Annotated in this window: 22 protein-coding genes; 10 read left to right on the top strand and 12 right to left on the bottom strand. The window is 63.3% G+C overall.

All coding sequences use genetic code 11. The features are described 5' to 3' along the window. The first annotated feature begins 17 nt into the window (after positions 1-17). Positions 18-1,268, top strand: a complete 1,251-nt coding sequence (locus tag A3AI_RS0120050; protein WP_024517280.1) for a Zn-dependent hydrolase — start codon at positions 18-20, stop codon at positions 1,266-1,268. Between the two features lie 22 nt (positions 1,269-1,290). Next, on the top strand, positions 1,291-2,202 hold the full coding sequence (locus tag A3AI_RS0120045; protein ID WP_024517279.1) for an NAD(P)-dependent oxidoreductase: 912 nt from the start codon (positions 1,291-1,293) through the stop codon (positions 2,200-2,202). A gap of 252 nt (positions 2,203-2,454) precedes the next feature. Here the strand turns inward: A3AI_RS0120045 and A3AI_RS0120040 are convergent, their stop codons facing one another. Next, the gene (locus tag A3AI_RS0120040) at positions 2,455-3,534 is read right to left on the bottom strand and encodes a tartrate dehydrogenase (protein WP_024517278.1); all 1,080 of its coding nucleotides are present in this window, start codon (positions 3,532-3,534) and stop codon (positions 2,455-2,457) included. A gap of 169 nt (positions 3,535-3,703) precedes the next feature. Here A3AI_RS0120040 and A3AI_RS0120035 point away from each other — a divergent pair, with 169 nt between their 5' ends. Then, positions 3,704-4,477, top strand: coding sequence for an SDR family oxidoreductase (locus tag A3AI_RS0120035; RefSeq protein WP_024517277.1), 774 nt, complete (start codon positions 3,704-3,706; stop codon positions 4,475-4,477). 118 nt (positions 4,478-4,595) lie between these two features. Here A3AI_RS0120035 and A3AI_RS0120030 read toward each other — a convergent pair whose 3' ends face one another. Next, entirely contained in the window at positions 4,596-5,444 is an 849-nt protein-coding gene (locus A3AI_RS0120030; protein ID WP_024517276.1) for an alpha/beta hydrolase, read from the bottom strand. A 99-nt stretch (positions 5,445-5,543) separates the two neighbouring features. Here A3AI_RS0120030 and A3AI_RS0120025 point away from each other — a divergent pair, with 99 nt between their 5' ends. Continuing rightward, on the top strand, positions 5,544-6,965 hold the full coding sequence (locus A3AI_RS0120025) for an amidase (protein WP_024517275.1): 1,422 nt from the start codon (positions 5,544-5,546) through the stop codon (positions 6,963-6,965). A gap of 149 nt (positions 6,966-7,114) precedes the next feature. Here the strand turns inward: A3AI_RS0120025 and A3AI_RS0120020 are convergent, their stop codons facing one another. Further along, positions 7,115-7,762, bottom strand: a complete 648-nt coding sequence (locus A3AI_RS0120020; RefSeq protein ID WP_024517274.1) for a TetR/AcrR family transcriptional regulator — start codon at positions 7,760-7,762, stop codon at positions 7,115-7,117. Positions 7,763-7,923: 161 nt separating this feature from the next. On the opposite strand from A3AI_RS0120020, the gene A3AI_RS0120015 reads away from it, so the two are divergent. The 6 genes from A3AI_RS0120015 (at position 7,924) to A3AI_RS0119990 (ending at position 14,466) form a co-directional block, all read left to right on the top strand. After that, on the top strand, positions 7,924-8,133 hold the full coding sequence (locus A3AI_RS0120015) for a ferredoxin (protein ID WP_024517273.1): 210 nt from the start codon (positions 7,924-7,926) through the stop codon (positions 8,131-8,133). 62 nt (positions 8,134-8,195) lie between these two features. Next, entirely contained in the window at positions 8,196-9,428 is a 1,233-nt protein-coding gene (locus A3AI_RS43185; RefSeq protein WP_036048960.1) for a cytochrome P450, read from the top strand. Positions 9,429-10,015: 587 nt separating this feature from the next. Beyond that, a complete protein-coding gene (locus A3AI_RS46335) occupies positions 10,016-10,714 on the top strand; it encodes an FkbM family methyltransferase (protein WP_084800981.1) in 699 nt (232 codons plus the stop codon). 450 nt (positions 10,715-11,164) lie between these two features. Continuing rightward, positions 11,165-12,487, top strand: a complete 1,323-nt coding sequence (locus A3AI_RS0120000; protein ID WP_024517271.1) for an MFS transporter — start codon at positions 11,165-11,167, stop codon at positions 12,485-12,487. Positions 12,488-12,517: 30 nt separating this feature from the next. Then, positions 12,518-13,180, top strand: coding sequence for a sulfite oxidase-like oxidoreductase (locus A3AI_RS0119995; RefSeq protein WP_024517270.1), 663 nt, complete (start codon positions 12,518-12,520; stop codon positions 13,178-13,180). A 62-nt stretch (positions 13,181-13,242) separates the two neighbouring features. Further along, positions 13,243-14,466 (top strand): bifunctional alpha/beta hydrolase/OsmC family protein, encoded by a 1,224-nt coding sequence (locus tag A3AI_RS0119990; RefSeq protein WP_024517269.1) that lies wholly within the window; start codon positions 13,243-13,245, stop codon positions 14,464-14,466. Here A3AI_RS0119990 and A3AI_RS0119985 read toward each other — a convergent pair. From A3AI_RS0119985 to paaA, 9 genes are all read right to left on the bottom strand, one after another. Beyond that, positions 14,463-15,545, bottom strand: a complete 1,083-nt coding sequence (locus A3AI_RS0119985) for a YeeE/YedE family protein (protein WP_024517268.1) — start codon at positions 15,543-15,545, stop codon at positions 14,463-14,465. The two genes, A3AI_RS0119990 and A3AI_RS0119985, sit on opposite strands and share 4 nt — an antisense overlap. Then, positions 15,542-16,549 (bottom strand): quinone oxidoreductase family protein, encoded by a 1,008-nt coding sequence (locus A3AI_RS0119980; RefSeq protein ID WP_024517267.1) that lies wholly within the window; start codon positions 16,547-16,549, stop codon positions 15,542-15,544. Before A3AI_RS0119980 ends, A3AI_RS0119985 begins: the two co-directional genes overlap by 4 nt. 31 nt (positions 16,550-16,580) lie before the next feature. Continuing rightward, the gene (paaK, locus tag A3AI_RS0119975) at positions 16,581-17,912 is read right to left on the bottom strand and encodes a phenylacetate--CoA ligase PaaK (protein ID WP_024517266.1); all 1,332 of its coding nucleotides are present in this window, start codon (positions 17,910-17,912) and stop codon (positions 16,581-16,583) included. Between the two features lie 18 nt (positions 17,913-17,930). Continuing rightward, positions 17,931-18,389 (bottom strand): hydroxyphenylacetyl-CoA thioesterase PaaI, encoded by a 459-nt coding sequence (gene paaI / locus A3AI_RS0119970; protein WP_024517265.1) that lies wholly within the window; start codon positions 18,387-18,389, stop codon positions 17,931-17,933. 92 nt (positions 18,390-18,481) lie between these two features. Continuing rightward, on the bottom strand, positions 18,482-19,564 hold the full coding sequence (gene paaE, locus A3AI_RS0119965) for a 1,2-phenylacetyl-CoA epoxidase subunit PaaE (RefSeq protein ID WP_024517264.1): 1,083 nt from the start codon (positions 19,562-19,564) through the stop codon (positions 18,482-18,484). A gap of 2 nt (positions 19,565-19,566) precedes the next feature. Continuing rightward, positions 19,567-20,067, bottom strand: a complete 501-nt coding sequence (gene paaD / locus A3AI_RS0119960) for a 1,2-phenylacetyl-CoA epoxidase subunit PaaD (protein WP_024517263.1) — start codon at positions 20,065-20,067, stop codon at positions 19,567-19,569. Continuing rightward, the gene (gene paaC, locus A3AI_RS0119955) at positions 20,061-20,837 is read right to left on the bottom strand and encodes a 1,2-phenylacetyl-CoA epoxidase subunit PaaC (RefSeq protein ID WP_024517262.1); all 777 of its coding nucleotides are present in this window, start codon (positions 20,835-20,837) and stop codon (positions 20,061-20,063) included. The genes paaD and paaC overlap by 7 nt, the downstream gene beginning before the upstream one ends. Next, a complete protein-coding gene (gene paaB, locus A3AI_RS0119950) occupies positions 20,837-21,124 on the bottom strand; it encodes a 1,2-phenylacetyl-CoA epoxidase subunit PaaB (protein ID WP_024517261.1) in 288 nt (95 codons plus the stop codon). Before paaB ends, paaC begins: the two co-directional genes overlap by 1 nt. 11 nt (positions 21,125-21,135) lie before the next feature. Further along, complete coding sequence (gene paaA / locus A3AI_RS0119945; RefSeq protein ID WP_024517260.1) at positions 21,136-22,128, bottom strand: 1,2-phenylacetyl-CoA epoxidase subunit PaaA; 993 nt, start codon at positions 22,126-22,128, stop codon at positions 21,136-21,138. Positions 22,129-22,190 lie beyond the last annotated feature (62 nt).

The following is a 22,190-nucleotide window of genomic DNA, read 5'->3' as shown; positions in this document are numbered from 1 at the left end:
TTCAGAGGAAGAGCAGCATGAGCCGAGCAGCGAGCAACCTGCAAATCGATTCCGCCCGTCTGTGGGATACGATCCATGAAACCGCGAAGTTCGGCCGCACGCCGAAGGGCGGCGTCCGGCGCCTGACGCTGTCGGCCGAGGACAAGCAGGTGCGCGACTGGTTCCGCAAGGCTTGCGAGGGCGCGGGCCTCGAGGTGAAGGTCGATGCGCTCGGCTCGATGTTCGCGCTGCGCAAGGGCCGTGACATGAGCAAGCCACCCGTCGGGCTCGGTTCGCATCTCGACACCCAGCCGACCGGCGGCAAATACGACGGCATCCTCGGCACCCTCGCCGCGCTCGAAGTGGTGCGCACGCTCAACGATGCCGGGATCGAGACGGAGGCGCCGCTCTGCATCGTCAACTGGACCAATGAGGAAGGCTCGCGCTTTGCGCCGGCAATGATGGCATCCGCGGCTTACGTCGGCGACTTCACGACCGACGACATCCTGTCGCGCAAGGACGCCGAGGGCGTCACCGTCGGCCAGGCGCTCGATGGCATCGGCTATCGTGGCACGACACCGGTCGGCGCGCAAAAGCTCGGCTCGTTCGTGGAGTTGCATATCGAGCAGGGCCCGATCCTGGAAGCCGAACACAAGACCATCGGCGTGGTCGATTCCGGCCAGGGCGTGCTCTGGTATGACGGCAAGATCACCGGCTTCGAGAGCCATGCCGGCTCGACGCCGATGCCGCTGCGGCGTGATGCGCTGGCGACGCTGGCGGAGATCGTGCTGGCCGTAGAGACAATCGCAAAAAAGCACGGGCCCAAGGCGGTCGGCACCATGGGTGAGGCCGTGATCGCCAACCCCTCGCGCAACGTCATTCCCGGCGAGATCGCGTTCACCGCCGATCTGCGCTCGGCAGACGATGCGATCATGAACGCGCTCGACCGCGATCTTCGCGCAGCGGTCGCGGAGATCGCTGGGAAGCGCAAGGTCGAGGTGACGCTGGAGCTGATCTGGCGCAAGCCGCCGACCCATTTCGATCCCAAGCTGGTCGATGCCGTGCAGAACGCAGCAGAGATGCTCGGCTATTCGCATCGTCGCATCACCTCGGGCGCCGGCCACGACGCCTGCAACCTCAACACCAGGATTCCGACCGCTATGGTGTTCGTGCCCTGCAAGGACGGCGTCAGCCACAACGAGCTGGAAGACGCCACACAGTCTGACTGCGCCGCCGGCGCCAACGTGCTATTGCACACCGTGCTGGCGCTGACCGGCGTCGCGTCCTGATCGCAGTCAAGGGAGCAATGCCGTGCGCGGAGTTTTTGTCGACGCCAGTGAATCGATGGCCGATCTGTTCAAGCAGCTCGGCAAGTCAGGCGATCCAGAGGTCGGGATCAACGTCAATCCGGATTTGAAGCCGGAGGAATGGCCGGCCGTGCTCGGCGGCGCCGAAATCGGCATTGTCGATCACACGGCGCTGCCGACCGAGGTCGCGAAGCAATGCGCCGGGCTGAAGCATGTCGTGTTCTTGGGGACCGGCGCACGCAGCTACATGAACCCGGAGGAACTCGCCGAGCTCGGCATCACCGTCCATCTGATCAAGGGCTATGGCGACACCGCGGTTGCCGAATGCGCCATCGCGCTGATGTGGGCGTCGGCGCGCGTGATCCCACTGATGGACCGCGAGATGCGCGCCGGCAACTGGCTGCGCGAGGACGGCATGCAGCTCACCGGCAAGACGCTCGGCCTGATCGGCTTTGGCGGCATTGCCGCCGAGGTCGCCCGGATCGCGTCCGGCTCCGGCATGCGCGTCATCGCCTGGAATCGCACGCCGAAGAGTGCGCCCGGTGTCACGTTCGTGCCGCTGGAAAAACTGCTCGCCGAGAGCCACGTGGTCTCGCTGCACCTCTTGCTCAACGATGACACCCGCGGTTTCCTGTCGCGCGAGCGGATCGCCGCGATGCGGCCGGGCGTGATCCTCGTCAACACAGCGCGCGGCGCGCTGGTCGAGGAGGCCGCGATGATCGATGCCTTGAAGTCAGGCCACATCCGCCATGCCGGGCTCGATGTCTTCGACATCGAGCCGCTGCCGAAGGATCATCCGCTGACAAAATTGCCGAACGTCACGCTGTCGGCGCATTCCGCCTTCCGTACACCCGAAGCGAGCGAGAATTTGCTTGCGGCTGCGTGGGAGCATTGCCGCAGGGTCGCGAAAAGCTAAAGCATGATCCGGAAAAGTGCGTAGCGGTTTTGCGAAAAGATCATGCTCAATCAAGGACCTAAAGCGCGATGACGATTCAACCAAATCTCATCGCGCTTTAGGTGTGGCCGTCGCCCCGGCGAAGGCCGGGGGCGATAACCACAGGCCTTCGTTGTTGTGAAGGTCGACTGCCACCTAACTCCGCGGATAGATTCCGCGGTGTGAGTCCCGGCAGTGGAGGGTGTGAGTCCCGGCAGTGGAGAGGGCGTAGCCCTACTCCACCATTTCCGCGACCGCCTTGCCGCAAGCCGTCGTGTCCGCGTTGCCGCCGAGGTCGCGGGTACGGAGCGTGCGTTCGCCCAGCGTCCGCTCGATGGCGGTGACGATGGCCTCGCCGGCCTGCTTCTCGCCGAGATGCTCGAGCATCATCGCGCCCGACCAGATCATGCCGATCGGGTTCGCAATGCCCTGCCCCGCAATGTCGGGCGCCGAGCCGTGCACCGGCTCGAACACCGACGGGAAGTCGCCTTCCGGATTGATGTTGCCCGAGGGCGCAATGCCGATAGTGCCGGTGCAGGCCGGGCCCAGGTCGGAGAGAATATCCCCGAACAGGTTGGAGCCGACCACGACGTCGAACCAGTCCGGATGCAGGACGAAATTCGCTGTGAGAATGTCGATGTGGTACTTGTCCCACTTCACGCCAGGGTACTTCTTCGCCATCGCCTCCACCCGCTCGTCCCAATAGGGCATGGTGATGGAGATGCCGTTGGACTTGGTCGCCGAGGTCAGGTGCTTCTTCGGCCGCGACTGCGCGAGATCGAAGGCGAATTTCAGGATGCGATCGACACCGACCCGCGTCATGACGGTCTGCTGGGTCACGAACTCGCGCGCGGTGTCCGGGAACATGCGGCCGCCGACAGACGAATATTCGCCCTCGGTGTTCTCGCGGACCACCCAGAAATCGATATCGCCGGGCTTGCGGTTCGCCAGCGGCGACGGCACGCCGGGCATCAGCCGCACCGGGCGTAGATTGACATACTGGTCAAACTCGCGCCGGAACTTGATCAGCGAGCCCCACAAGGAAACGTGATCGGGAATTTTTGCAGGCCAGCCCACCGCGCCGAAATAGATCGCGTCGTGCTTGCCGATCTTGTCCTTCCAGTCGTCCGGCATCATCTGGCCGTGCTTTTCGTAATAGTCGTAGGAGGCGAAATCAAAATGATCGAACTGCACGGCAACGCCATGCTTCTTCGCCGCCGCCTCCAGCACGCGCAGACCCTCCGGCATCACCTCCTTGCCGATGCCGTCACCGGGGATGACCGCGATCCGGTATTGTTTTTTTCCGTTGCTCATCAAGAAAATCCTTAGGCGTGAAGCTGGCCGGGGATGCCGTCCCTTTGACCGGCATTGCAATGGACCAAACTCGCTTCGCATGCAACGCTGCAGTGCAATGTTGACCGCTTTCGGTCCCCTCGCCTAACAGTTTTACCGGTCATCCCCTCTTACCCAGCGAGCAATTCCCATGGACCTGCATCTGTCCGGCAAACGCGTCCTGATCACCGGTGCCTCGAAGGGCATTGGCGCGGCCGCCGCCGAAGCCTTTGCCGAGGAAGGCTGTCATTTGCGGCTCGCCGCGCGCAGCGGCGACCAGCTCAAGGCACTGGCCGAGCGGCTGCGCTCCGCGCACCAGATCGATGCGAGCGTCCATGTCGTCGATCTGCGCAAGAGCGAGGACGTGGCGCGGCTTGCGAAAGAGGCCGCCGACATCGACATCCTCGTCAACAATGCCGGCGACATTCCCGGTGGCTCGATCGACAAGATCGACGAAGCGACCTGGCGTCACGCCTGGGAATTGAAGGTGTTCGGCTATATCAACCTCACCCGCCAGATCTATGCGCAGATGAAGACGCGCGGCGGCGGCGTCATCGTCAACGACATTGGCGCGGCTGGAGAAAAATTCGACGCCAATTATATCTGCGGCAGCGCCGGCAATGCCGCGCTGATGGCCTTCACCCGGGCGCTGGGCGGCAAGAGCCTCGCCGACAACATCCGCGTGGTCGGCATCAATCCGGGCCCTGTCGGCACCGACCGCCACGTCACGCTGCTGAAGACCCGCGCCAAGCACCAGTTCGGTGACGAGAGCCGCTACAAGGAATTCCAGAAGGGCCTGCCGCTCGGCCGCCCCGCGCATGCGCGCGAAATCGGCGACCTCATGGCCTACCTCGCCTCGGATCGTTCGGGGTATACGTCGGGGGTGATTTTCACGGTGGACGGCGGGATCAGCGCGGGTTGGTAGTTGATTTGCTCCGTCGTTCCGGGGCGCCTCGACGAGGCGAACCCGGAACCTCGAGATTCTCAGGTGTGCAACAGCACATCAAAGTTCGATGCTTCGCATCGCCCCGGAATGACAGAGACTATTTGGTCCGCGCAAACAACTCCCGAATGATCGCCGTGACCCGCCCCTGCGGCGCGATCATCTCGTCCACGACCGTGAAGTGATCGGCGCCGGGGATTTCCTCATAGGTCACGGGCAGGCCGTGGCTCGCGCGATAGCAGGCAAAGTCCGCGGTCTGCGCACGCAACAGCGGCAGCTCGGCTGATCCGACCACGAGCGACAGCGGCTTCAGCGGCCCGGTCGGCTGCCGGACCGGCGAATTACGGCGCGAGGCGGCCTCATCGAGTCCGAGCTTTTCGTTGAGATAGGAGTGGCGGATCGGCTCAAGCTCGTAGATGCCGCTGATACCGAGCCCCGCCCTGACAGAGGGATGCGACAGCGCGACCGCCGTGAGATGGCCGCCGGCCGACCAGCCCGTGACGACAATGCCCTTGCCGTCGCCGCCGAGCGCCGGCAGCTCGCGGGTGAGATAATCGATTGCGGCATGTACTTCGGCGACGATTTCATCCAGCGTCGCGTCAGGGGCGAGCGTATAGCCGGTGAGCGCGACATTGATGCCATGCGCCATCGGCCCTTCGGCCACCAAGGTGAAGAACTCTTTCGCCCGCGTCTGCCAGTACCCGCCATGGATGAACAGCAGCGTCGGCGCGCGGTCTGCGATCTTGAGGAAATCGATCCGGTTGCGCTCGCGCGGGCCATAGCGCAGGTCGAGATGCGCCGGATACCGCTTACGCAAGCCCAGAGATCGCTGCTCCCAGCCCGCGACGATGTCGCCGCTGTTGGCGACCGCAAGGCTGTTGTTCAGCCCGCGGTCGAGCTCCTCGCGGCTCATCTCGCGCCAATCCGGCGCATCCGGTGGCATCGCCATTTCCGCAAGTCTCCTTTTCTTTCGTGCGCTGCCACTGTGCCGGAAAATGGTCTACAGGGCTAGAGTGCGAGCCCAGCTCTAAGAAGAGGGAGAGTTCAAGTGAGCCATCAGGACCTGATCCGGGACCCCGCATGTGATGTCGTCGGCAAGCTGAGAGACGGCGAGGTCACGCCGCTCGACCTGCTTGATGTGCTGGAGAAGCGGATCGCCGAGGTCGACAGCAAGGTCAATGCGCTGCCGATCCTCTGCTTTGACCGCGCCCGCGACCGCGCCAAGGCGCTCATGAAGAAGCCGGCGTCCGAGCGCGGCCTGCTCGCCGGCCTTCCGGTGCCGATCAAGGATCTCATCGATGTGTCGGGTGTGCGCAACACCCAGGGCTCGCCGATCTTCAAGGACAACATCCCGGCGCGCTCGGACATCATGGTCGAGCGCCTCGAGGAGAATGGCGCGGTGGTCTACGCCCGGTCGAACACGCCGGAGTTCGGCGCCGGTGCCAACACCTTCAACGAAGTGTTCGGCGCCACGCGCAATCCCTGGGACACGTCGCGCTCGGCGGCCGGCTCGTCCGGCGGCGCGGCAGCCGCACTTGCCACCGGCACGGCCTGGCTCGCGCACGGCTCCGACATGGGCGGCTCCTTGCGCAACCCCGCAAGCTTTTGCGGCGTGGTTGGCTTGCGTCCAAGCATCGGCCGCGTTGCGCATACCGCGAAATTCGTGATGGACAACACCATCGGCGTGCAGGGCCCGATGGCCCGCAATGTGGAGGACCTGGCACTGCTGCTCGATGCCATGAGTGGCGAGCATCCCGCCGATCCGCTCTCGCTGCCCGCCCTTCCGACAAGCTTCCTGTCGGCCGCGCGGTCTGGCGGCAAGCCGAAGCGCATCGCCTATTCACCGGATCTCGGCATCACGCCGGTCGATCCCGAGGTCGCCGCCATCACCCGCAAGGCCGCGGCACGTTTTGCCGAAGCCGGCGCCATTGTCGAGGAAGCACATCCCGATCTCAGCGAGGCCCATGAATGCTTCCACGTGCTACGCGCCTTTTTCTTTGCCGTCACCAAGGAAGAGCTGCTGCGCACCAGGCGCGACCAGCTCAAGCCCGAGGTGATCTGGAATATCGAAGAAGGCCTGAAGCTCACCGTCGAGCAGATTGCGCGCGCCCAAGCGCAGCGTGTCGCCATGGCCGCTCGCGCGGATGAATTTTTCAAGACCTACGACCTCCTGCTCGCACCTGCGACCATTGTCCCGCCCTTCCCGGTCGAGAACCGCTATGTCGCCGAGTGTGCCGGCAAAAAGTTCGACAATTACGTCCAATGGCTCGGTATTGTCTATGCGATCACGCTGGCCTGCTGCCCCGCGCTGTCGCTGCCCTGCGGCTTCACGGCCTCAGGCCTGCCAGTCGGCCTGCAGATGGTGGGACGGGCGCGCGGCGAGGCCAGGCTGCTCGCCGGCGCCAAGGTGCTGGAGGACATTTTGGGGCTGCGCGGCACGACCCCGATCGATCCAAAGGCGGCAAAGTAAAGCCATTGATGAGGCTCGCACTCTCACTCCGTCATCCCAGCGCAGACGGCTTTGCCGTTTGTCGCCGGAGGCGCCCACGAAGCGAGCCTCGAAGGACGGGGCTCGCGGCCTCCCCATGCTAACGATGATGGATCAGAACAGGCGGTAAGCTACCCCTTCGTCGCTCCCGCGCGCCGCGCCGCATCGATTGCGGCTGAGAGCGCGAGCTTGGCTTCGGCCACAATATCCTCGACCAGGTTCTCGCGTGTGGTGCCGGCCATTTGGCCGGTGAACAGCCCCTGCTCGGCAAGCATCACGACCCCGTGGAGCGAGGCCCAGATTTTCAGCGCGGCCTGCTCGCGCAGCAGGCCGACAGCCGGCGCTTCCAGCGCATCTACAAGCAAGACAAAAGTTTCGCGTGTGACGGCGTGCAGTTCGCTATCGCCGGAGGCGGAGGCAATCACACGCGAGGCGAACATCAGCCGGAAGATGCCGTTGCGGCGCAGGCCGAAATCAAGCATCGCTTGCGCAAAGCGCGACAGCTTCGAGCGCTTCGACGGCCTGTCGGTCGCCTCGCGCAATTTCGCGCTGAACTGTCGGAACGCTTCCGCTGCCACGGCTGCGAGCAGCGCTTCGCGGTCGGCGAAATGGCGGTAAGGCGCGGGCTGCGAGACGCCGAGCTTCTTCGCTAGCGCCTTGATGCTGATCGCCTCAGCTCCACCCTGCTCCGCTTCCTGCAACGCCGCCGTGATCAGCGCCTCGCGGAGGTCGCCGTGATGGTAGGCATTGAGGGGTTTCCGGGCGAGCGGCTGCGGCATTGCGGTGCAATCTCCAATTTTTCCCTTGACAGGGCAAGGGTAGCGCGAATGTAATATACTATAACTTGGCCGCGCAACCAAGCGGGACTGCCCGCGACACTGCGCCAATACAAAAGCGCAATTGCACGAAGTGCGTTGCTGCACCCAAAGGAAACGCCACCATGTCCGGAAAGCTGAGAGTCCGCGTCGACCAGGACAAATGCCAGGGGCATGCCCGCTGCAAGCAGCTGGCGCCCGAGCTGTTCGACCTCGACGAATATGGCAACGCCCACGAGCACGGCGACGGCACTGTGCCGGCAGGTCTCGAAGACAAGGCCTGGCTCGCCAAATCCAACTGCCCGGAAATTGCGATCGAAGTCATCGAAGAGTGAGTCGTTAATCCCTCGACATTTGTCCCCTGGCCTGAGCCAACGTAAGCAAGAGGATTGCCCCGATGTCCGACTCCGCCCCCACAACGCAAGACGAGCGCGTCCTGCCCGAGCACCCGCCCGTGACGGACTGGCTGCACGATTTCGACCACACCGACCCGCGCTGGACTGACAATCCGTTTCCGATCTGGGACGATATCCGCAGCGCGAGCCCCGTGGTGCATACCAAGCGCTTTCAGGGCTGCTACCTTCCGACGAGCTATGAGGCAGTCAAGCAGATCGCGCACGATACCGAGCATTTCTCCTCGCGCCGCGTCGTCGTCCGCGACGAGCGCCCGGAGGTGCAGAGGAACGCAGCGCCGCCTATCACCTCCGATCCGCCGGAGCACAAGCCCGCCAAGCAGCTCTTGCTGCCGCCCTTCACGCCGGATGCGATGAAGAGGCTGGAGCCGCGGGTACGTGCGATCTGCAACGAGCTGATCGACGAGTTCATCGCCGACGGCGGATGCGACGCGGCGGCACGCTATACCAAGCACATTCCGGTCCGCGCCATCTGCCACATGCTCGGCATCCCCGAGAAGGACGGCGATCTCTTCGTCAGATGGATCCACATGATCCTCGAGCTCGGCATCAAGAACGAGGTGATGCTGAAGCAGGCGGTGGGCGAGATGACGGAGTATTTCGCCGGCCATATCGAGGCGCGCAAGCAACGTCCGACAGACGACCTGATTTCGACGCTCATGAATGCGAAGGACAAAAGCGGCCAGCCGCTCGAGGACAGCCATGTCCTGGGTTCGCTGCGGCTGCTCCTGATCGCCGGCATCGACACCACCTGGAGCGCGATCGGCGCCTCGCTCTGGCACCTCGCGAAAACGCCCGCCGACCGCGAGCGACTGGTGAAGGAGCCTCGGCTGATGCCCGCAGCGGTCGAGGAGCTCCTGCGCGCCTATTCGCCTGTCACCATGGCACGCGAGGTGATGAAGGAGACCACGATTGCCGGCTGCCCGATGAAGCCGGGCAACATGGTGCTGTTGTCGTTTCCGGCTGCCAACCGCGATCCCGCCGTATTCCCCGACGCCGACAAGGTGATGATCGACCGCCAGAACAATCCTCACGCCGCGTTCGGGCTCGGCATCCATCGCTGCGTCGGCTCCAACCTGGCGCGGATGGAGATGACGGTGGCGCTCGAGGAATGGCTGAAGCGGATACCGGACTTCCGCCTCGACCCGGCAGGCCGCGTCGCATGGTCGGAGGGGACCGTTCGCGGACCGAGGCAGCTGCCCATCCTGTTCGGATAGGCAGGACAATACTCAACCGTTCGTGTTTTCAACGGGTTGTTCGTCATTCTGGCTCACCGGATTGATCGGTGAGCCAATTCCTGTTCCGGTTATGAGCTTGCCGGCATTGGCTGCGCCATGCGCTTCCGGTTCGCGGCTTTCGTATAGACCTGCGCCTGCGAAATTGATGTCCAGCCAAACCAAGACGTAAGGTGGTGGTCGGTCGCGCCCAGCTCAGCGAGATAGGTTACAGCGGCTTTGCGTTGACCGTGGCTCGGGCAGCGCTCGGTTAGCTTGGCGCGGACGGCATACCTTCTTGAACCAGATCCCAAAGCTCCTGGCGCTGAACGGCCTTCCATCGTGCGTCACAGGGACGTCAGGTGATTGCTCGCGGGCATTGCATCGATAGCCGCTCGCAGGCGTGGCAGTACCGTGACGCTGAACTCGACGCCCGTCTTTGCCTTCTCATGCTCAGCACTCCGTTACGGATACGCTGCCTTCCCATCCGCACAAGGTCGCGGCGATGAGGGCCAACTATTAGCCGCGTCACCGCCCTTGGCGGGGATGGTGGCGGGAGGTAGGGTGAGTGTCCCATTCAGGACATTTAAATGATCGATATTAAAACGATCCATTGGCATACACTCTCTCCAGATTATCTCGGAAAATCTGCTCTGGTTCTCGATCTAGGCGCAAACTACGGGCTATTCGCATCAAAGATCACCAAGGAACTTGGGTGTTTTTGCGTCGCGGTAGAACCCTCGCCGATACCATTCGCCGGGATCAGGGAAGATGCCAATATTAGGAAAATTAATGCAGCGGTAGGTTCCGCTCCCGGCAAAATGGGTTTTCGGATTGACAACGAAAACGGCCTCGCCAGTTCTTTGACTGATGGAGACGGGGACGTTTTGGTCGATGTCAAAACGCTTCCTCAAATTATGGAAGACCTGAACTGGCGCACCGTTAATCTACTTAAAGTAGATATAGAAGGCGCGGAAATCGACATGCTTGAGAGTTACAGCGATGATTTTCTCCGTTCAAGCATCGGTCAAATCAGTATCGAATTTCACGACTTTTGCGGCATCACGCCGGCGGACACGGTGGCGAAGACTATCAAGAGATTGGAGCGGCTTGGATTTTGCCATGTTCGAATGTCACTTGTTGGACATCAGGATACTTGGCTTATCAATCGAAACCTGAACCGCATAAGTTACCTTCAATTGATGTATGCCCGGCACGTCATCCGCAATTGGTTCGGGCTCAAACGCGTCATCTCCAGACTGCTGGCCAGCATGAGCCGACGACTTTAAATTGCCGCGGTTGCGCATCAGCCGGACACCATCGTCGCTCCCGAAATGATGTGCGATCGGCTTGTGCTTGTGTTTTACCGCCTCGAGCAGGTTGGAGGCTTTGGCCTGATCGAAGCCGAGTTCCCTGAGCTTCTTGTTTGCCGCAAGCGCCGCCGGGGTCGTATCCGTCGATGTCGTAGCTATCGCCTTCAGGCCGGATGCCCTCCTCGGCGTAGAGCACATCGAAATGTGCATGCCCGAATAGTCGGTCTCGGCGGCCGCCTTGCCATCGCTGTGATTGAGGTGGCCCGCCGACCAGACCGCGTGCGCGAATGCGCGGGTCCTGCCAATCACCACCGTTACGTAGATGAGCCAGACCAAGCCCTTGATTTAGGCCGACTTGCCCATCCTGTTCGGAACGGGTACCTGAGGGTAGATATACACCAAAACGTGACGACCGGAGGCCCGCAGATGACAGATCAGGTACTTCAGCGGGCTCCGGAGGGGTTTGATGTCGCCGACGTCGAGCGGCGGGTGAAGGCGATCTTCATCGGCTCGATGGGCAATCTCGTCGAGTGGTACGACTTCTACGCCTACACGGCCTTCGCGCTCTATTTTGCGCCCGCCTTCTTTCCGACCAGCGATCCCGTGGTGCAGCAGCTCAACGCCGCCGTGCTGTTTGCCGCGACCTTCCTGATGCGGCCGCTCGGCGGCTGGCTGTTCGGCTATCTCGCCGACCATTTCGGTCGGCGGCTGTCGCTGACATTGTCGGTCGTCTGCATGTGCTTCGGCTCGCTCATGATCGCGGTGACGCCGACCTATGCCTCGATCGGCTTTGCCGCACCGGCGATTCTGGCGCTCGCCCGAGTCATCGAGGGCCTGAGCCTTGGCGGTGAATATGGCGCCAGCGCTACCTATCTCAGCGAGGTCGCCGACGCCAACAACCGCGGCTTCTATTCAAGCTTTCAGTATGTGACGCTGATCGGCGGCCAGCTCGCTGCCATCATCGTGCTGCTGTTGTTGCAGAAGGTGTTCCTGACGCCGGACGAGCTGAAAGCCTGGGGCTGGCGCATCCCCTTCGTGATCGGCGCCGGCCTTGCGATCTTCGCTGCGGTGATGCGGCGCAGCCTGCAGGAGACCGAGGCCTTCGTCGAAGCCAAGAAGTCGGTCAACCCGACCGGCTCGATCCGCGAGCTCTTCCGCTATCCGCGCGAGTTGCTCCTGGTCGTCGGCCTCACCGCCGGCGGCACCGCGGCGTTCTACACTTTCACCACCTATATGCAGACCTTCGTCAAGCTGTCGGTGGGCCTGACCGAGGATCAGACCACGCTCGTGATCTTCGGCTCGCTGCTGTTTGCAACGATCCTGCAGCCGACCTACGGCGCCATCTCCGACAGGATCGGACGCAAGCCTCTGCTGATCTTCTTCGGTGTTGTCGGCACGCTCGCCACCGTGCCGATCCTGATGACGCTGAAGGAAGCCAAGTCGCCGTTCATCGCCTTCCTCCTGATCTGCGCGGCCTGGATCTTCGTTGCGGGCTACACCTCGATCAACGCGATCGTGAAGGCGGAATTGTTTCCGACCAATGTCCGCGCGCTTGGGGTTGGGCTACCCTATGCCATCACCGTATCGCTGTTCGGCGGCACCGCGCCGGCGATCGCACTCTATTTCAAGAGCATGGGGCATGAGACCTGGTTTTATTACTATCTGAGCGGGATGATCTTCCTGTCGCTCCTGATCTACTCGACCATGCGCGACACCAAGCATGAATCGGCGATGCATCGGCACCAGTAGGCCGACACGACGAACAACAAGGGTCGCAAAATGGCCGAAGACCGCGAGCCGCCCGAGAGCAAGCTGACTCGCACCAAGCAGCGCTGGGCGCAGGAAGGCCGCTTCCTCACCGGCAAGATTTCACGTCCGGAAGAGGCGCGGCTGCCGCCGGGCCAGCACCTGACAAAGGACTGGCCGGTGCTCGATCTCGGGCTCGAGCCGGAAATCCCGCGCGAGCGCTGGCGGCTCGATGTCTATGGCGCGGTCGAGCAGCCGGTGTTCTGGGATTATACGCAGTTCCTGGCGCAGAGGCAGACGCAATTCGTCTCGGACATTCACTGCGTCACCACCTGGTCGCGCTATGACAATCAATGGGACGGCGTATCCACCCGCGACCTGCTTGCAGCCTGCCAGCCACACGACGACACCGGCTTCGTGGTGCTACATTCCTATGACGGCTACACCACCAATCTCGCGCTGGAAGATTTCGCCGCCGAAGACGCCCTCCTTGCCCATAGCTGGTCGGGAAAGCCGCTCGACGTCGAGCATGGCGGCCCGGTGCGGCTCGTGGTTCCGCATCTCTATTTCTGGAAGAGCGCGAAATGGCTGCAGGCGATCGAGTTTCTCACCCATGATGCGCCGGGTTATTGGGAAGTTCGCGGCTATCACAACCGCGGCGACCCCTGGGCCGAGCAGCGCTATTCCGAGGATTGACGCTGACTTCACCTCTTCCATCGGGAGAGGTTTCAGAAGAAAGCAGCTAGGGGAGATATCCAATGCCGACCGAACGCTTCCAATTCAAAGGTGAAGGCGGCCATTTGCTTGCGGCCGCGCTCGACCTGCCCGATCGCGAACCGATCGCGTATGCGCTGTTCGCGCATTGCTTCACCTGCGGCAAGGACGTGCTCGCCGCACGGCGCATTGCGGTTGCGCTCGCCGACAAGGGCATCGCGGTGCTGCGCTTCGACTTCACCGGGCTCGGCTCCAGCGAGGGTGACTTCGCCAACGCGACCTTCACCTCCAACGTCGCCGATCTCGTCCGCGCCGCTGACCACTTGCGTGCGACACAGAAGGCCCCCGCGCTCCTGATAGGCCACAGCCTTGGGGGTGCCGCGATTCTCGCCGCGGCCGAAAAAATTCCGGAAGCTGCGGCCGTCGTGACCATCGCCGCCCCCTCCGATCCGAACCACGTCACCGGTCTGTTCGAGGATCGCATCGCGGAGATCAGGCAGAACGGCCGTGCCGATGTCTCGCTCGCGGGCCGGCCTTTCCCGATCACGCGCCAATTTCTCGACGACATTGCGGAGCACGAGCTGGTGCGGCATGTGACGCAGCTGCACAAGGCGCTGCTGGTCATGCACGCGCCGGCCGACGACACCGTCGGCATCGACAATGCGACGCGCATCTTTGTCGCAGCCAAGCACCCCAAGAGCTTTGTGTCGCTCGCTGACGCCGACCATCTCCTGAGCAACAAGCGCGACACCACCTATGCTGCCGAAGTGATCGCGAGCTGGGCCAGCCGCTATATCGGATCGGGTACGCCGGCGCAGGCGGCCGTATCAGGCGAAGCGCCGCGGCAGGTGGTGGTGCGGGAGACGCGCAACGGCAAATTCCAGCAGACTGTAACGGTCGGCCCGCACCGGCTCACTGCTGACGAGCCGGTCGCCGCGGGCGGCGGCGACAGCGGTCCCGGGCCGTACGACTTCCTGCTCACCGCGCTCGGCGCCTGCACCTCAATGACGATGCGGCTCTATGCGGAGCGCAAGGCACTGCCGCTCGACCGCGTCACCGTCACGCTGAAGCACAGCAAGATCCACGCAGAAGACTGCGAAGAATGCGAAACCCGCGAAGGCATGCTCGACCAGATCGACCGGGTCATTGGCATGGAGGGCGCGCTCGATGCCGATCAGCGCAAGCGGCTGCTGGAGATTGCGGACAAGTGCCCGGTGCATCGCACGCTGACGTCGGAAGTTCGCATTTTGACCAAGCCGGCTGATTAAGCCGGCTTCGCCGCGCCCGCCTCCACTTGCGCCAGCGGGCGCACGCGCAACGCACCGCGCAGGCCGGCGCCAGTGCCAGCGAAGATTCCAGCGATCGCAACGAAAGACGTCAGCGCCAGCGTCGACAGGCCCGTCAGGCCCTGCCCGATCGAGCACCCAAGCGCCATCGCTCCTCCCGCTCCCATCAGCGCTCCGCCACCGGCCGAGCGCAGCAGGTGCCCAGGCGAGGAGAAACCTTCGAGCTCGAAGCGGCCGGTGAGCAACGCCGTGATGAGGCTGCCGGCGAACACGCCGGCGACGGTGGCGACGCCGAAATTGAGCGAAAGCCCGGTCGAGAGCATCGCATACTGCAGGCTATCGGCGATCGGCGCGATGAAGGTCAGCGACGTCACCGGCACCGGGTTGAACTCGTCAGCGCCGAGATAGCCGGTCGCAAACCAGCCGGAAGCAACCAGCAGGCCGATCACGAGACCGGCTGCGATCTGCCCTGGCGCGCGGCGGAACGGTTGATGCGCGAAGGCGAAGACGACAAGTACGGCACCGACCGCGAGCGCCGCGACCAGCCGCCCGGCCGCGCCATGCAGGCCGATGCTCGACAGCCAGGCCGGCAGCGAGGTAACGGTCGCACTCGTCCGCGAGGCTTGCAGCAGCACCATCCGCGCCGGCGCAATCAGCCCCTTCAGCGTCATCTCTGCGACAATGCCGAGCACGATCACGACTACGAATGCGCGCAGATTGCCCTTGCCGAGCAGCACCAGTGCCCGCGAGCCACAGCCATTCGCCATCACCATGCCGTAACCGAACAGCAGGCCGCCGAAGAACATCAGCGGCACGGAAAATGTCGGCTGCAGATAGATCGACTTGCCGAGATCGATGAAGCCGTAGGCCGCAAGAAGTTGCGTGGCGAGGACGCCCGTGCCCATCGCCAGCGCAAAGGTGCGCATCAACCGGCTATCGCCCTTGGCCCACCAGCCGCGCAGGCCGCTCATCAGGCAAAAGCCGCTGGCCAGCGCGACCGCCCCATAGACGAGGCCGATGGCGAGACCGGCGAGGACGACGATGCTGGCTCTGTCGGTCATGGCCGCAAGATCACGCGGTCGCGCGAGGAGCCGGCGACGGCGCTGTAAGCGCTCTTGGCATCCTCCAGCGGGAAAATCGTGGCCGGATTGATCCGGAACGGCTTCAGGTGCCCGCTGGTAAAGCCTGGCGCAAGCTCGCGCAGCACATCGCCTGTCGCAATCGACGACAGCCCCAGCGTATCGATGCCGAAATAGGCATGCTGGCCGCGATAGAACTCCAGGATGTTGAACTGCACCAGCGGATTGATCGCCGCGATCAGGATCTGCCGCCCGCGCAGCGATAGCGACTTGTGCGCCGCCTGGAAATAGGGATCGCCGACTGTGTTGAATACAATGTTGGCGCCCTTGCCATCGGTCAGCTCGCGCACGCGCACCGCGACGTCGGTGACAGACGCATCGATGACCTCGATCGTCCCGTTGGCGTGCCCCTCATAGGGCTCATGCTTCCGCACCACGCCGATGACGCGCGCGCCATGCCAGGTCGCGATCTGCGTTGCCGCCTGCCCTACCTTGCCATTGACGCCCATGATGACCACGGTCTCGTCGGCCTTGGGCAGGCCCGCCCGGCGAAAGCCTTCCATGGCGGTCACGAAGGGAACGCCGATGCCTGCGGCCTCCTCCCACGACACGCTGTTCGGCTTCTCCACGACGGCCTCGCGCTCGACCACAACATGGCTCGCATGCGTGCCGTCGCGCCGGATGCCAAGATCGCCGGAGGAGCCGAACACCTCGCGCCCCACGGTGCCAGCCGGGCCGCCGATCACGACGCCGGCATAATCGCGCCCCGGCGTGCGCGGGAAAACGGCATAGGCCATCAGCCCGGTCGCTGCTTTCACATCGGAGGGGTTCACCGCCGCGGCCCTGATTTCGATCAGCACGTCATTGTCGCGGCGGGAAAGCGCATGCCGCTCGATCGCGGGCGCGAGCGAAGCGGCGTCGGGCGCCTTCGCGGTTAGCCGCACGCAGCGGGCCTCTACGGTTTCGGACGGGGGGGTAACAGGCATCAGTCTGTTCCGGATTTCACTCCGGCTGCTGTTACCCCTTCGGCCGCTTGTCGTAAACCCGCTTGGCCTTGCCCAGCGAGCGTTCCAGCGTATCGGGCGCCACCGCCTTCACCTTTGCGGTGACGCCGATGGTGTTCTTGATATGGACGCTGATCCGCTCGGCGTGGTCGACGAGGCCACGGCTGTCCCAGCTCTCGGGGCGTGCCTCGGCGATGATGGTCAACTCGTCCATGCGGCCGTCACGGGTCAGCTCCATGACAAAATGACCGCCGCACCAGTCGGTGGCGAGCAGCACCTCCTCGATCTGGGTCGGGAACAGGTTGACCCCGCGCAGGATGATCATGTCGTCGGAACGGCCGGTCACCTTCTCCATCCGCCGCATGCCCGGTCGCGCCGTGCCGGGCAATAGCCGCGTCAGGTCGCGGGTGCGATAGCGGATCACCGGGAACGCCTCTTTTGTCAGCGAAGTGAAGACCAACTCGCCCTTCTCGCCGTCGGGCAGAACCTTGCCAGTCTCGGGGTCGATCACCTCGGGATAGAAATGATCCTCCCAGATGTGCAGGCCATCCTTGGTCTCGATGCATTCCTGCGCGACACCCGGACCGATCACCTCCGACAGGCCGTAGATGTCGGTGGCGTCCATGTCGAAGGCATCCTCGATCTCGGCACGCATCGCATTGGTCCAGGGCTCCGCGCCAAAGATGCCTATTTTCAGCGACGACTTGCGCGGGTCGAGGCCCTGGCGTTTGAACTCGTCGAGGATCGCGAGCATATAGCTCGGTGTCACCGTGATGATCTCGGGACGGAAATCGTTGATCAGCTGCACTTGCCGCTCGGTCATGCCGCCGGAGATCGGCACCACGGTGCAGCCGAGCTCTTCGGCGCCATAGTGTACGCCGAGCCCGCCGGTGAACAGACCGTAGCCATAAGAATTATGGATGATCATGCCGGTGCGGCCGCCGGCGGCGCGGATCGAGCGCGCCATTACACCTGACCATGTCGCGATGTCGGCCTTGGTATAGCCGACCACGATCGGCTTGCCCGTCGTGCCCGAGGAAGCATGCACGCGCACCAGCTTTTCGCGCGGCACTGCGAACATGTTGAAGGGATAATTGTCGCGCAAGTCCGTCTTCACCGTGAACGGGAATTTCGCGAGGTCGGCGAGCCCGGTGAAATCCGACGGATGCACGCCGGCCTTGTCGAAGGCCTTCCTGTAATGCACGACGTTGTCATAGGCGTGCGCCAGCGACCATTTCAGGCGCTTGGTCTGCAGCGCCATGACCTCATCGCGCGAGGCGCGTTCGGCTTCGTCCAGCTCCGGACTATAATCCCGTGCTTTTGTTTTCAGGCCTGTCGAAGCCATGGCGTTTCCCCGGAATGTTCATTTTTGTTTTGCGTTGTGTTCCGGCAGCCAGGTGCCGGCGATGGTGCGGGAGTGACCGCGAAACTCGGCGATAACCTGATCATCGGCGCTGACGCGGACGTCGTAAATTCCGGAGCGCCCGCTGCGCGAGGTCTCACGCGCGACCGCCACCAGGCGGTCGCCGAGCTTGCCCGGGCGGATGAAGCTGATCTGGCAATGCGCGGCAACCGCGCGCTGGTTGTGGGTGTTGCAGGCAAACGCGAAAGCGGAATCGGCCAGCGTGAAGATGAAGCCGCCATGGGCGATGCGCTGCCCGTTCACCATATGCGGCTGGATGGTCATGGCGAGCGTCGCTTCGCCGGCCTTGACGTTGAGGATCTCCATGCCGAGCCCGGAGCTCGCATCGTCGTCCTTCCACATCGCATCCGCGCATGCACGCGCGAGATCGTCGGGTGAAAGCGTGGCCTTGACGTTCACTACGCGAAACTCCTGGGATGACGGGCTTGTTGACCAAGCCTCGATGGCATGCTGCGGTGGCGTGACAGGCGTGTCAACGCGGCCCTGGGATTTCAGACATGGTCATAGTCGACCACGACGCGTTCGGAAACCGGCTTGGCCTGGCAGGTCAGGACGAAACCGGCCTCGAGCTCCCAAGGTTCCAGCGAATAGTTGAGCTCCATCTCGGCCTTGCCCTCGACCAGCTTGGCGCGGCATGTCGAACACATGCCTCCCTTGCAGGCAAAGGGCAGATCGATACCGGCGCGCAAGGCTGCATCGAGAATTGCCTCGCCCTCGGCGACAGGCACGTCGCGACGCTTGCCGTCGATAATGAGAGAAGCGAACGCCTTGGGCGGGGCCGAGGCCGGAATGACCGTCTTGGGCCGCGGCTTACCGCCGAACTCGGAGACAAAGCGTTCGACGTGGATGCGTTCGGGCGCAATGCCGATGGCGCGACAGGTGGCCTCGATGTCCTCGCTCATGCCGGCCGGGCCACAGACGAAGACGTGATCGATGCTTTCCGCCGGCACCATCGCGCGCAGCAGCACGCGCACCTTCTCACCGTCGAGCCGGCCGTGCAGGATCGGGATGTCCTGCTCCTCGCCGGAGATGACATGGAACACCGAGAAGCGGTCGATGAAACAATCCTTCAACTCTTCCAAATTCTCGAGAAACAGCATGCTCGAGGTGACGCGGTTGCCGTAGAACAGAAAGAAGCGGCTCTTGGGCTCGCGCGCCAGCACCCCCTTGATGATCGAGAGGATCGGGGTGATGCCGGAGCCCGCGGCAAAACCGACATAGGTGCGCGCGTCCTCGGATGCCGGCACCACGCCGAAACGGCCGGTCGGCGTCATCACGTCGAGCTCGTCGCCGCTCTTTAGCTCCTCGGTCGCCCAGCTCGAGAACGAGCCGCCATCGACCTTTTTCACCGCGATGCGCAGCTCGCCGTCATCGGGACCGGAGCAGATGGAATAGGACCGGCGGACTTCCTCGCCGTCCATGGTGGTGCGCAGCGTCAGGTACTGGCCGGGCGTGAAGCTGTAATCGCTAGCGAGTGCCTGCGGGATCGCGAAGGTCAGCGACACCGCGTCCGGCGTCTCGCGGCGGAGATCGTTGATGGCAAGGCGATGAAAACGGGGATGGATGGCCGACATGATCAATGACACTTGAAGTAATCGAAGGGTTCACGGCAGCTCCTGCAACGCCAGAGCGCCTTGCAGGAGGTCGAGCCGAATTCGGACAGCAGCTCGGTGTTCTCGGAACCGCATTGCGGGCACTTGATCTGCTGCACGCCGAACAACGCGCGGCGCGAGCTTGCCGGCTCCGGCGGCGCGACGCCGTAGGCTTTGAGCTTCTGCCGGCCCTCCTCGCTCATCCAGTCGGTGGTCCAGGCCGGCGACAGCACGGTGCGGACCTTCGGCTTGCGAAAGCCTTCGCGCTCGAGCGCAAGCTCGATCTCCAGCGCAATCATGTTCATCGCGGGGCAGCCGGAATAGGTCGGGGTAATCGCGACCTCGACATGACCGTCATTGACTGCGACCTCACGCAGCACGCCGAGATCGGCGATGGTGAGAACCGGGATTTCCGGATCGACGACGCTTGCTGCGGCGTTCCAGGCTCGCTGGCGCAAATCGGATTTGTCCTGCAGCGCTACCATGTGAGCCCCGGGAAGGTGCGCTGCATGTATTGCAGCTCGCTGAGCAAATGGCCGAGATGCTCGCTGTGCCGGCCGAAGCGGCCGCCCCGCTGCATCCAGTCGTTGGAAGGCAAAGTCAGCGTCGCCTCGGCAATGACGCCCGAAACCGTCTTTAGCCAGAACGGCCGCAAGGCTGCGGTATCGATGGCGATGCCCTTGTCGATCAGGCCGCGCTCGGCCTCGTCGACGGCGAACATCTCGCCGGTGAAAGCCCAGAGATGGTCGATCGCGGCCTGGGTCCGCTGATGGCTTTCTTCCGTGCCGTCGCCGAGGCGGATGATCCATTCCGATGAGTGACGCAGATGATAGGCGCTTTCCTTCTCGGATTTGGCCGCGACCGCCGCCAGTATCTCGTCGCGCGATCTTGTCATCGCCCGCCAATAGAGATCGGCAAAGGCGGAATAGAAGAACTGTCGCACCATGGTGCGGGCGAAATCGCCGTTCGGCTGCTCCAGAAGCAGCAGATTGCGATATTGCCTGACGTCGCGGAGGTAAGCGAACTTGTCTTCGTCATTGTCGCGGCCCTCGACTTTGGCAGCGTACGAATAGAGCTCACGGGCTTGTCCGAGGAGATCAAGACCCATATTGGCGAGCGCCATGTCCTCTTCCAGCATCGGCCCGTGCCCGCACCATTCCGACAGCCGATGTCCCAGCACCAGCGCATCATCGGCGCGGCGCAGCGTGTAGAGCAAGAGGGGCGTTTCGGAGACTTGGATGTTGGAGACGGTCATTACATATGCCCGACTTCTTCAGGCACCTCATAGAAGGTCGGGTGCCGGTAGATCTTGGATTCGGCCGGCTCGAACATCATGCCCTTCTCGGTCGGATCCGAGGCGGTGATGGCGTTCGACGGCACCACCCAGATCGAGAGGCCCTCGCCGCGTCGGGTGTAGATGTCGCGCGCAGCCTGCAATGCCATGGTGGCGTCGTTCGCATGCAGCGAGCCGACGTGCTTGTGGGCAAGTCCGTTACGGCTCCTGATGAAGACTTCCCACAGCGGCGTATTCGGCGTGGCCATGATGATCTCCTCTACTCCGCCGCCTGTGCGGCGTGGCGATATTTGCGCTTCTCAGCGTGAACTGCCGCCGCCTCGCGCACCCAGGCGCCCTCATCATGCGCCCTGCGCCGCGCGGCAACCCGGTCGCGGTTGCAGGGGCCGTTGCCGGCCAGCACCTGCTTGAACTCGGTCCAGTCGATCTCGCTGTAACGCCAGTGTCCCTCCGCATCCTGGGTCATGCCGGGATCGGGAATGGTGAGCCCCAGGAACTGCGCCTGCGGCACGGTGGCGTCGATAAATTTCTGGCGCAGCTCGTCATTGGAGAAGCGCTTGATCTTCCATTTGGTGGAGGTGTCGCTGTGCTGGCTCGCCTGGTCGGGCGGGCCGAACATCATCAGGACCGGCCACCACCACCGGTTCAACGCATCCTGCGCCATCGCCTTCTGCTCATCCGAGCCGCGCGATAGCACCAGCATAATCTCGTAGCCCTGGCGCTGGTGGAACGACTCTTCCTTGCAGACGCGGATCATCGCGCGCGCGTAGGGGCCATAAGAGCAGCGGCACAGCGGGATCTGGTTCATGATGGCGGCACCATCGACCAGCCAGCCGATCGTGCCGATATCCGCCCAGGTCAGCGTCGGATAGTTGAAGATCGAGGAATATTTGGCTTTGCCGGCAAGCATCGCGTCGACCAGTTCCTCGCGCGAGGAGCCGAGCGTTTCGGCGGCCGCATAAAGGTAGAGACCGTGGCCACATTCGTCCTGGACCTTTGCAAGCAGCGCGGCCTTGCGGCGCAGCGTCGGCGCGCGGGTGATCCAATTGCCTTCGGGCAGCATGCCGACGATCTCGGAATGCGCGTGCTGGGATATCTGCCGCGTCAGGGTCTTGCGGTAGGCGGCCGGCATCCAGTCATTGGGCTCGATGCGCTCCTCGGCATCGATGCGCGCCTGGAAGCTTGCGGCCAGCGCGGCATCCTCGAGGCTGCGGTCGTCCGTATCCGATGTATTGAGCGCCTGGGTGTACATGGCCGCCCTCCCTGATTTGTTGAGAGGAATTATATATCATAATTTAAGACAAGCAATAGATT

This window comes from Bradyrhizobium sp. Tv2a-2, from assembly GCF_000472425.1.
Classification (GTDB): Bacteria; Pseudomonadota; Alphaproteobacteria; order Rhizobiales; family Xanthobacteraceae; genus Bradyrhizobium.
The sequence above is the reverse complement of the archived record's forward strand: the minus strand, read 5'-3'. Positions and strand labels throughout refer to the sequence as shown.

What these genes read in the sequence shown, in the direction of transcription:
- A3AI_RS0120050 (WP_024517280.1), top strand. Translation starts at nt 18, where the DNA reads ATGAGCCGAGCAGCGAGCAACCTGCAAATCGATTCCGCCCGTCTGTGG.
- A3AI_RS0120040 (WP_024517278.1), bottom strand. Translation starts at nt 3,534, where the DNA reads ATGAGCAACGGAAAAAAACAATACCGGATCGCGGTCATCCCCGGTGAC.
- A3AI_RS0120035 (WP_024517277.1), top strand. Translation starts at nt 3,704, where the DNA reads ATGGACCTGCATCTGTCCGGCAAACGCGTCCTGATCACCGGTGCCTCG.
- A3AI_RS0120030 (WP_024517276.1), bottom strand. Translation starts at nt 5,444, where the DNA reads ATGGCGATGCCACCGGATGCGCCGGATTGGCGCGAGATGAGCCGCGAG.
- A3AI_RS0120020 (WP_024517274.1), bottom strand. Translation starts at nt 7,762, where the DNA reads ATGCCGCAGCCGCTCGCCCGGAAACCCCTCAATGCCTACCATCACGGC.
- A3AI_RS0120015 (WP_024517273.1), top strand. Translation starts at nt 7,924, where the DNA reads ATGTCCGGAAAGCTGAGAGTCCGCGTCGACCAGGACAAATGCCAGGGG.
- A3AI_RS43185 (WP_036048960.1), top strand. Translation starts at nt 8,196, where the DNA reads ATGTCCGACTCCGCCCCCACAACGCAAGACGAGCGCGTCCTGCCCGAG.
- A3AI_RS46335 (WP_084800981.1), top strand. Translation starts at nt 10,016, where the DNA reads ATGATCGATATTAAAACGATCCATTGGCATACACTCTCTCCAGATTAT.
- A3AI_RS0120000 (WP_024517271.1), top strand. Translation starts at nt 11,165, where the DNA reads ATGACAGATCAGGTACTTCAGCGGGCTCCGGAGGGGTTTGATGTCGCC.
- A3AI_RS0119995 (WP_024517270.1), top strand. Translation starts at nt 12,518, where the DNA reads ATGGCCGAAGACCGCGAGCCGCCCGAGAGCAAGCTGACTCGCACCAAG.
- A3AI_RS0119990 (WP_024517269.1), top strand. Translation starts at nt 13,243, where the DNA reads ATGCCGACCGAACGCTTCCAATTCAAAGGTGAAGGCGGCCATTTGCTT.
- A3AI_RS0119985 (WP_024517268.1), bottom strand. Translation starts at nt 15,545, where the DNA reads ATGACCGACAGAGCCAGCATCGTCGTCCTCGCCGGTCTCGCCATCGGC.
- A3AI_RS0119980 (WP_024517267.1), bottom strand. Translation starts at nt 16,549, where the DNA reads ATGCCTGTTACCCCCCCGTCCGAAACCGTAGAGGCCCGCTGCGTGCGG.
- paaK (WP_024517266.1), bottom strand. Translation starts at nt 17,912, where the DNA reads ATGGCTTCGACAGGCCTGAAAACAAAAGCACGGGATTATAGTCCGGAG.
- paaE (WP_024517264.1), bottom strand. Translation starts at nt 19,564, where the DNA reads ATGTCGGCCATCCATCCCCGTTTTCATCGCCTTGCCATCAACGATCTC.
- paaD (WP_024517263.1), bottom strand. Translation starts at nt 20,067, where the DNA reads ATGGTAGCGCTGCAGGACAAATCCGATTTGCGCCAGCGAGCCTGGAAC.
- paaC (WP_024517262.1), bottom strand. Translation starts at nt 20,837, where the DNA reads ATGACCGTCTCCAACATCCAAGTCTCCGAAACGCCCCTCTTGCTCTAC.
- paaB (WP_024517261.1), bottom strand. Translation starts at nt 21,124, where the DNA reads ATGGCCACGCCGAATACGCCGCTGTGGGAAGTCTTCATCAGGAGCCGT.
- paaA (WP_024517260.1), bottom strand. Translation starts at nt 22,128, where the DNA reads ATGTACACCCAGGCGCTCAATACATCGGATACGGACGACCGCAGCCTC.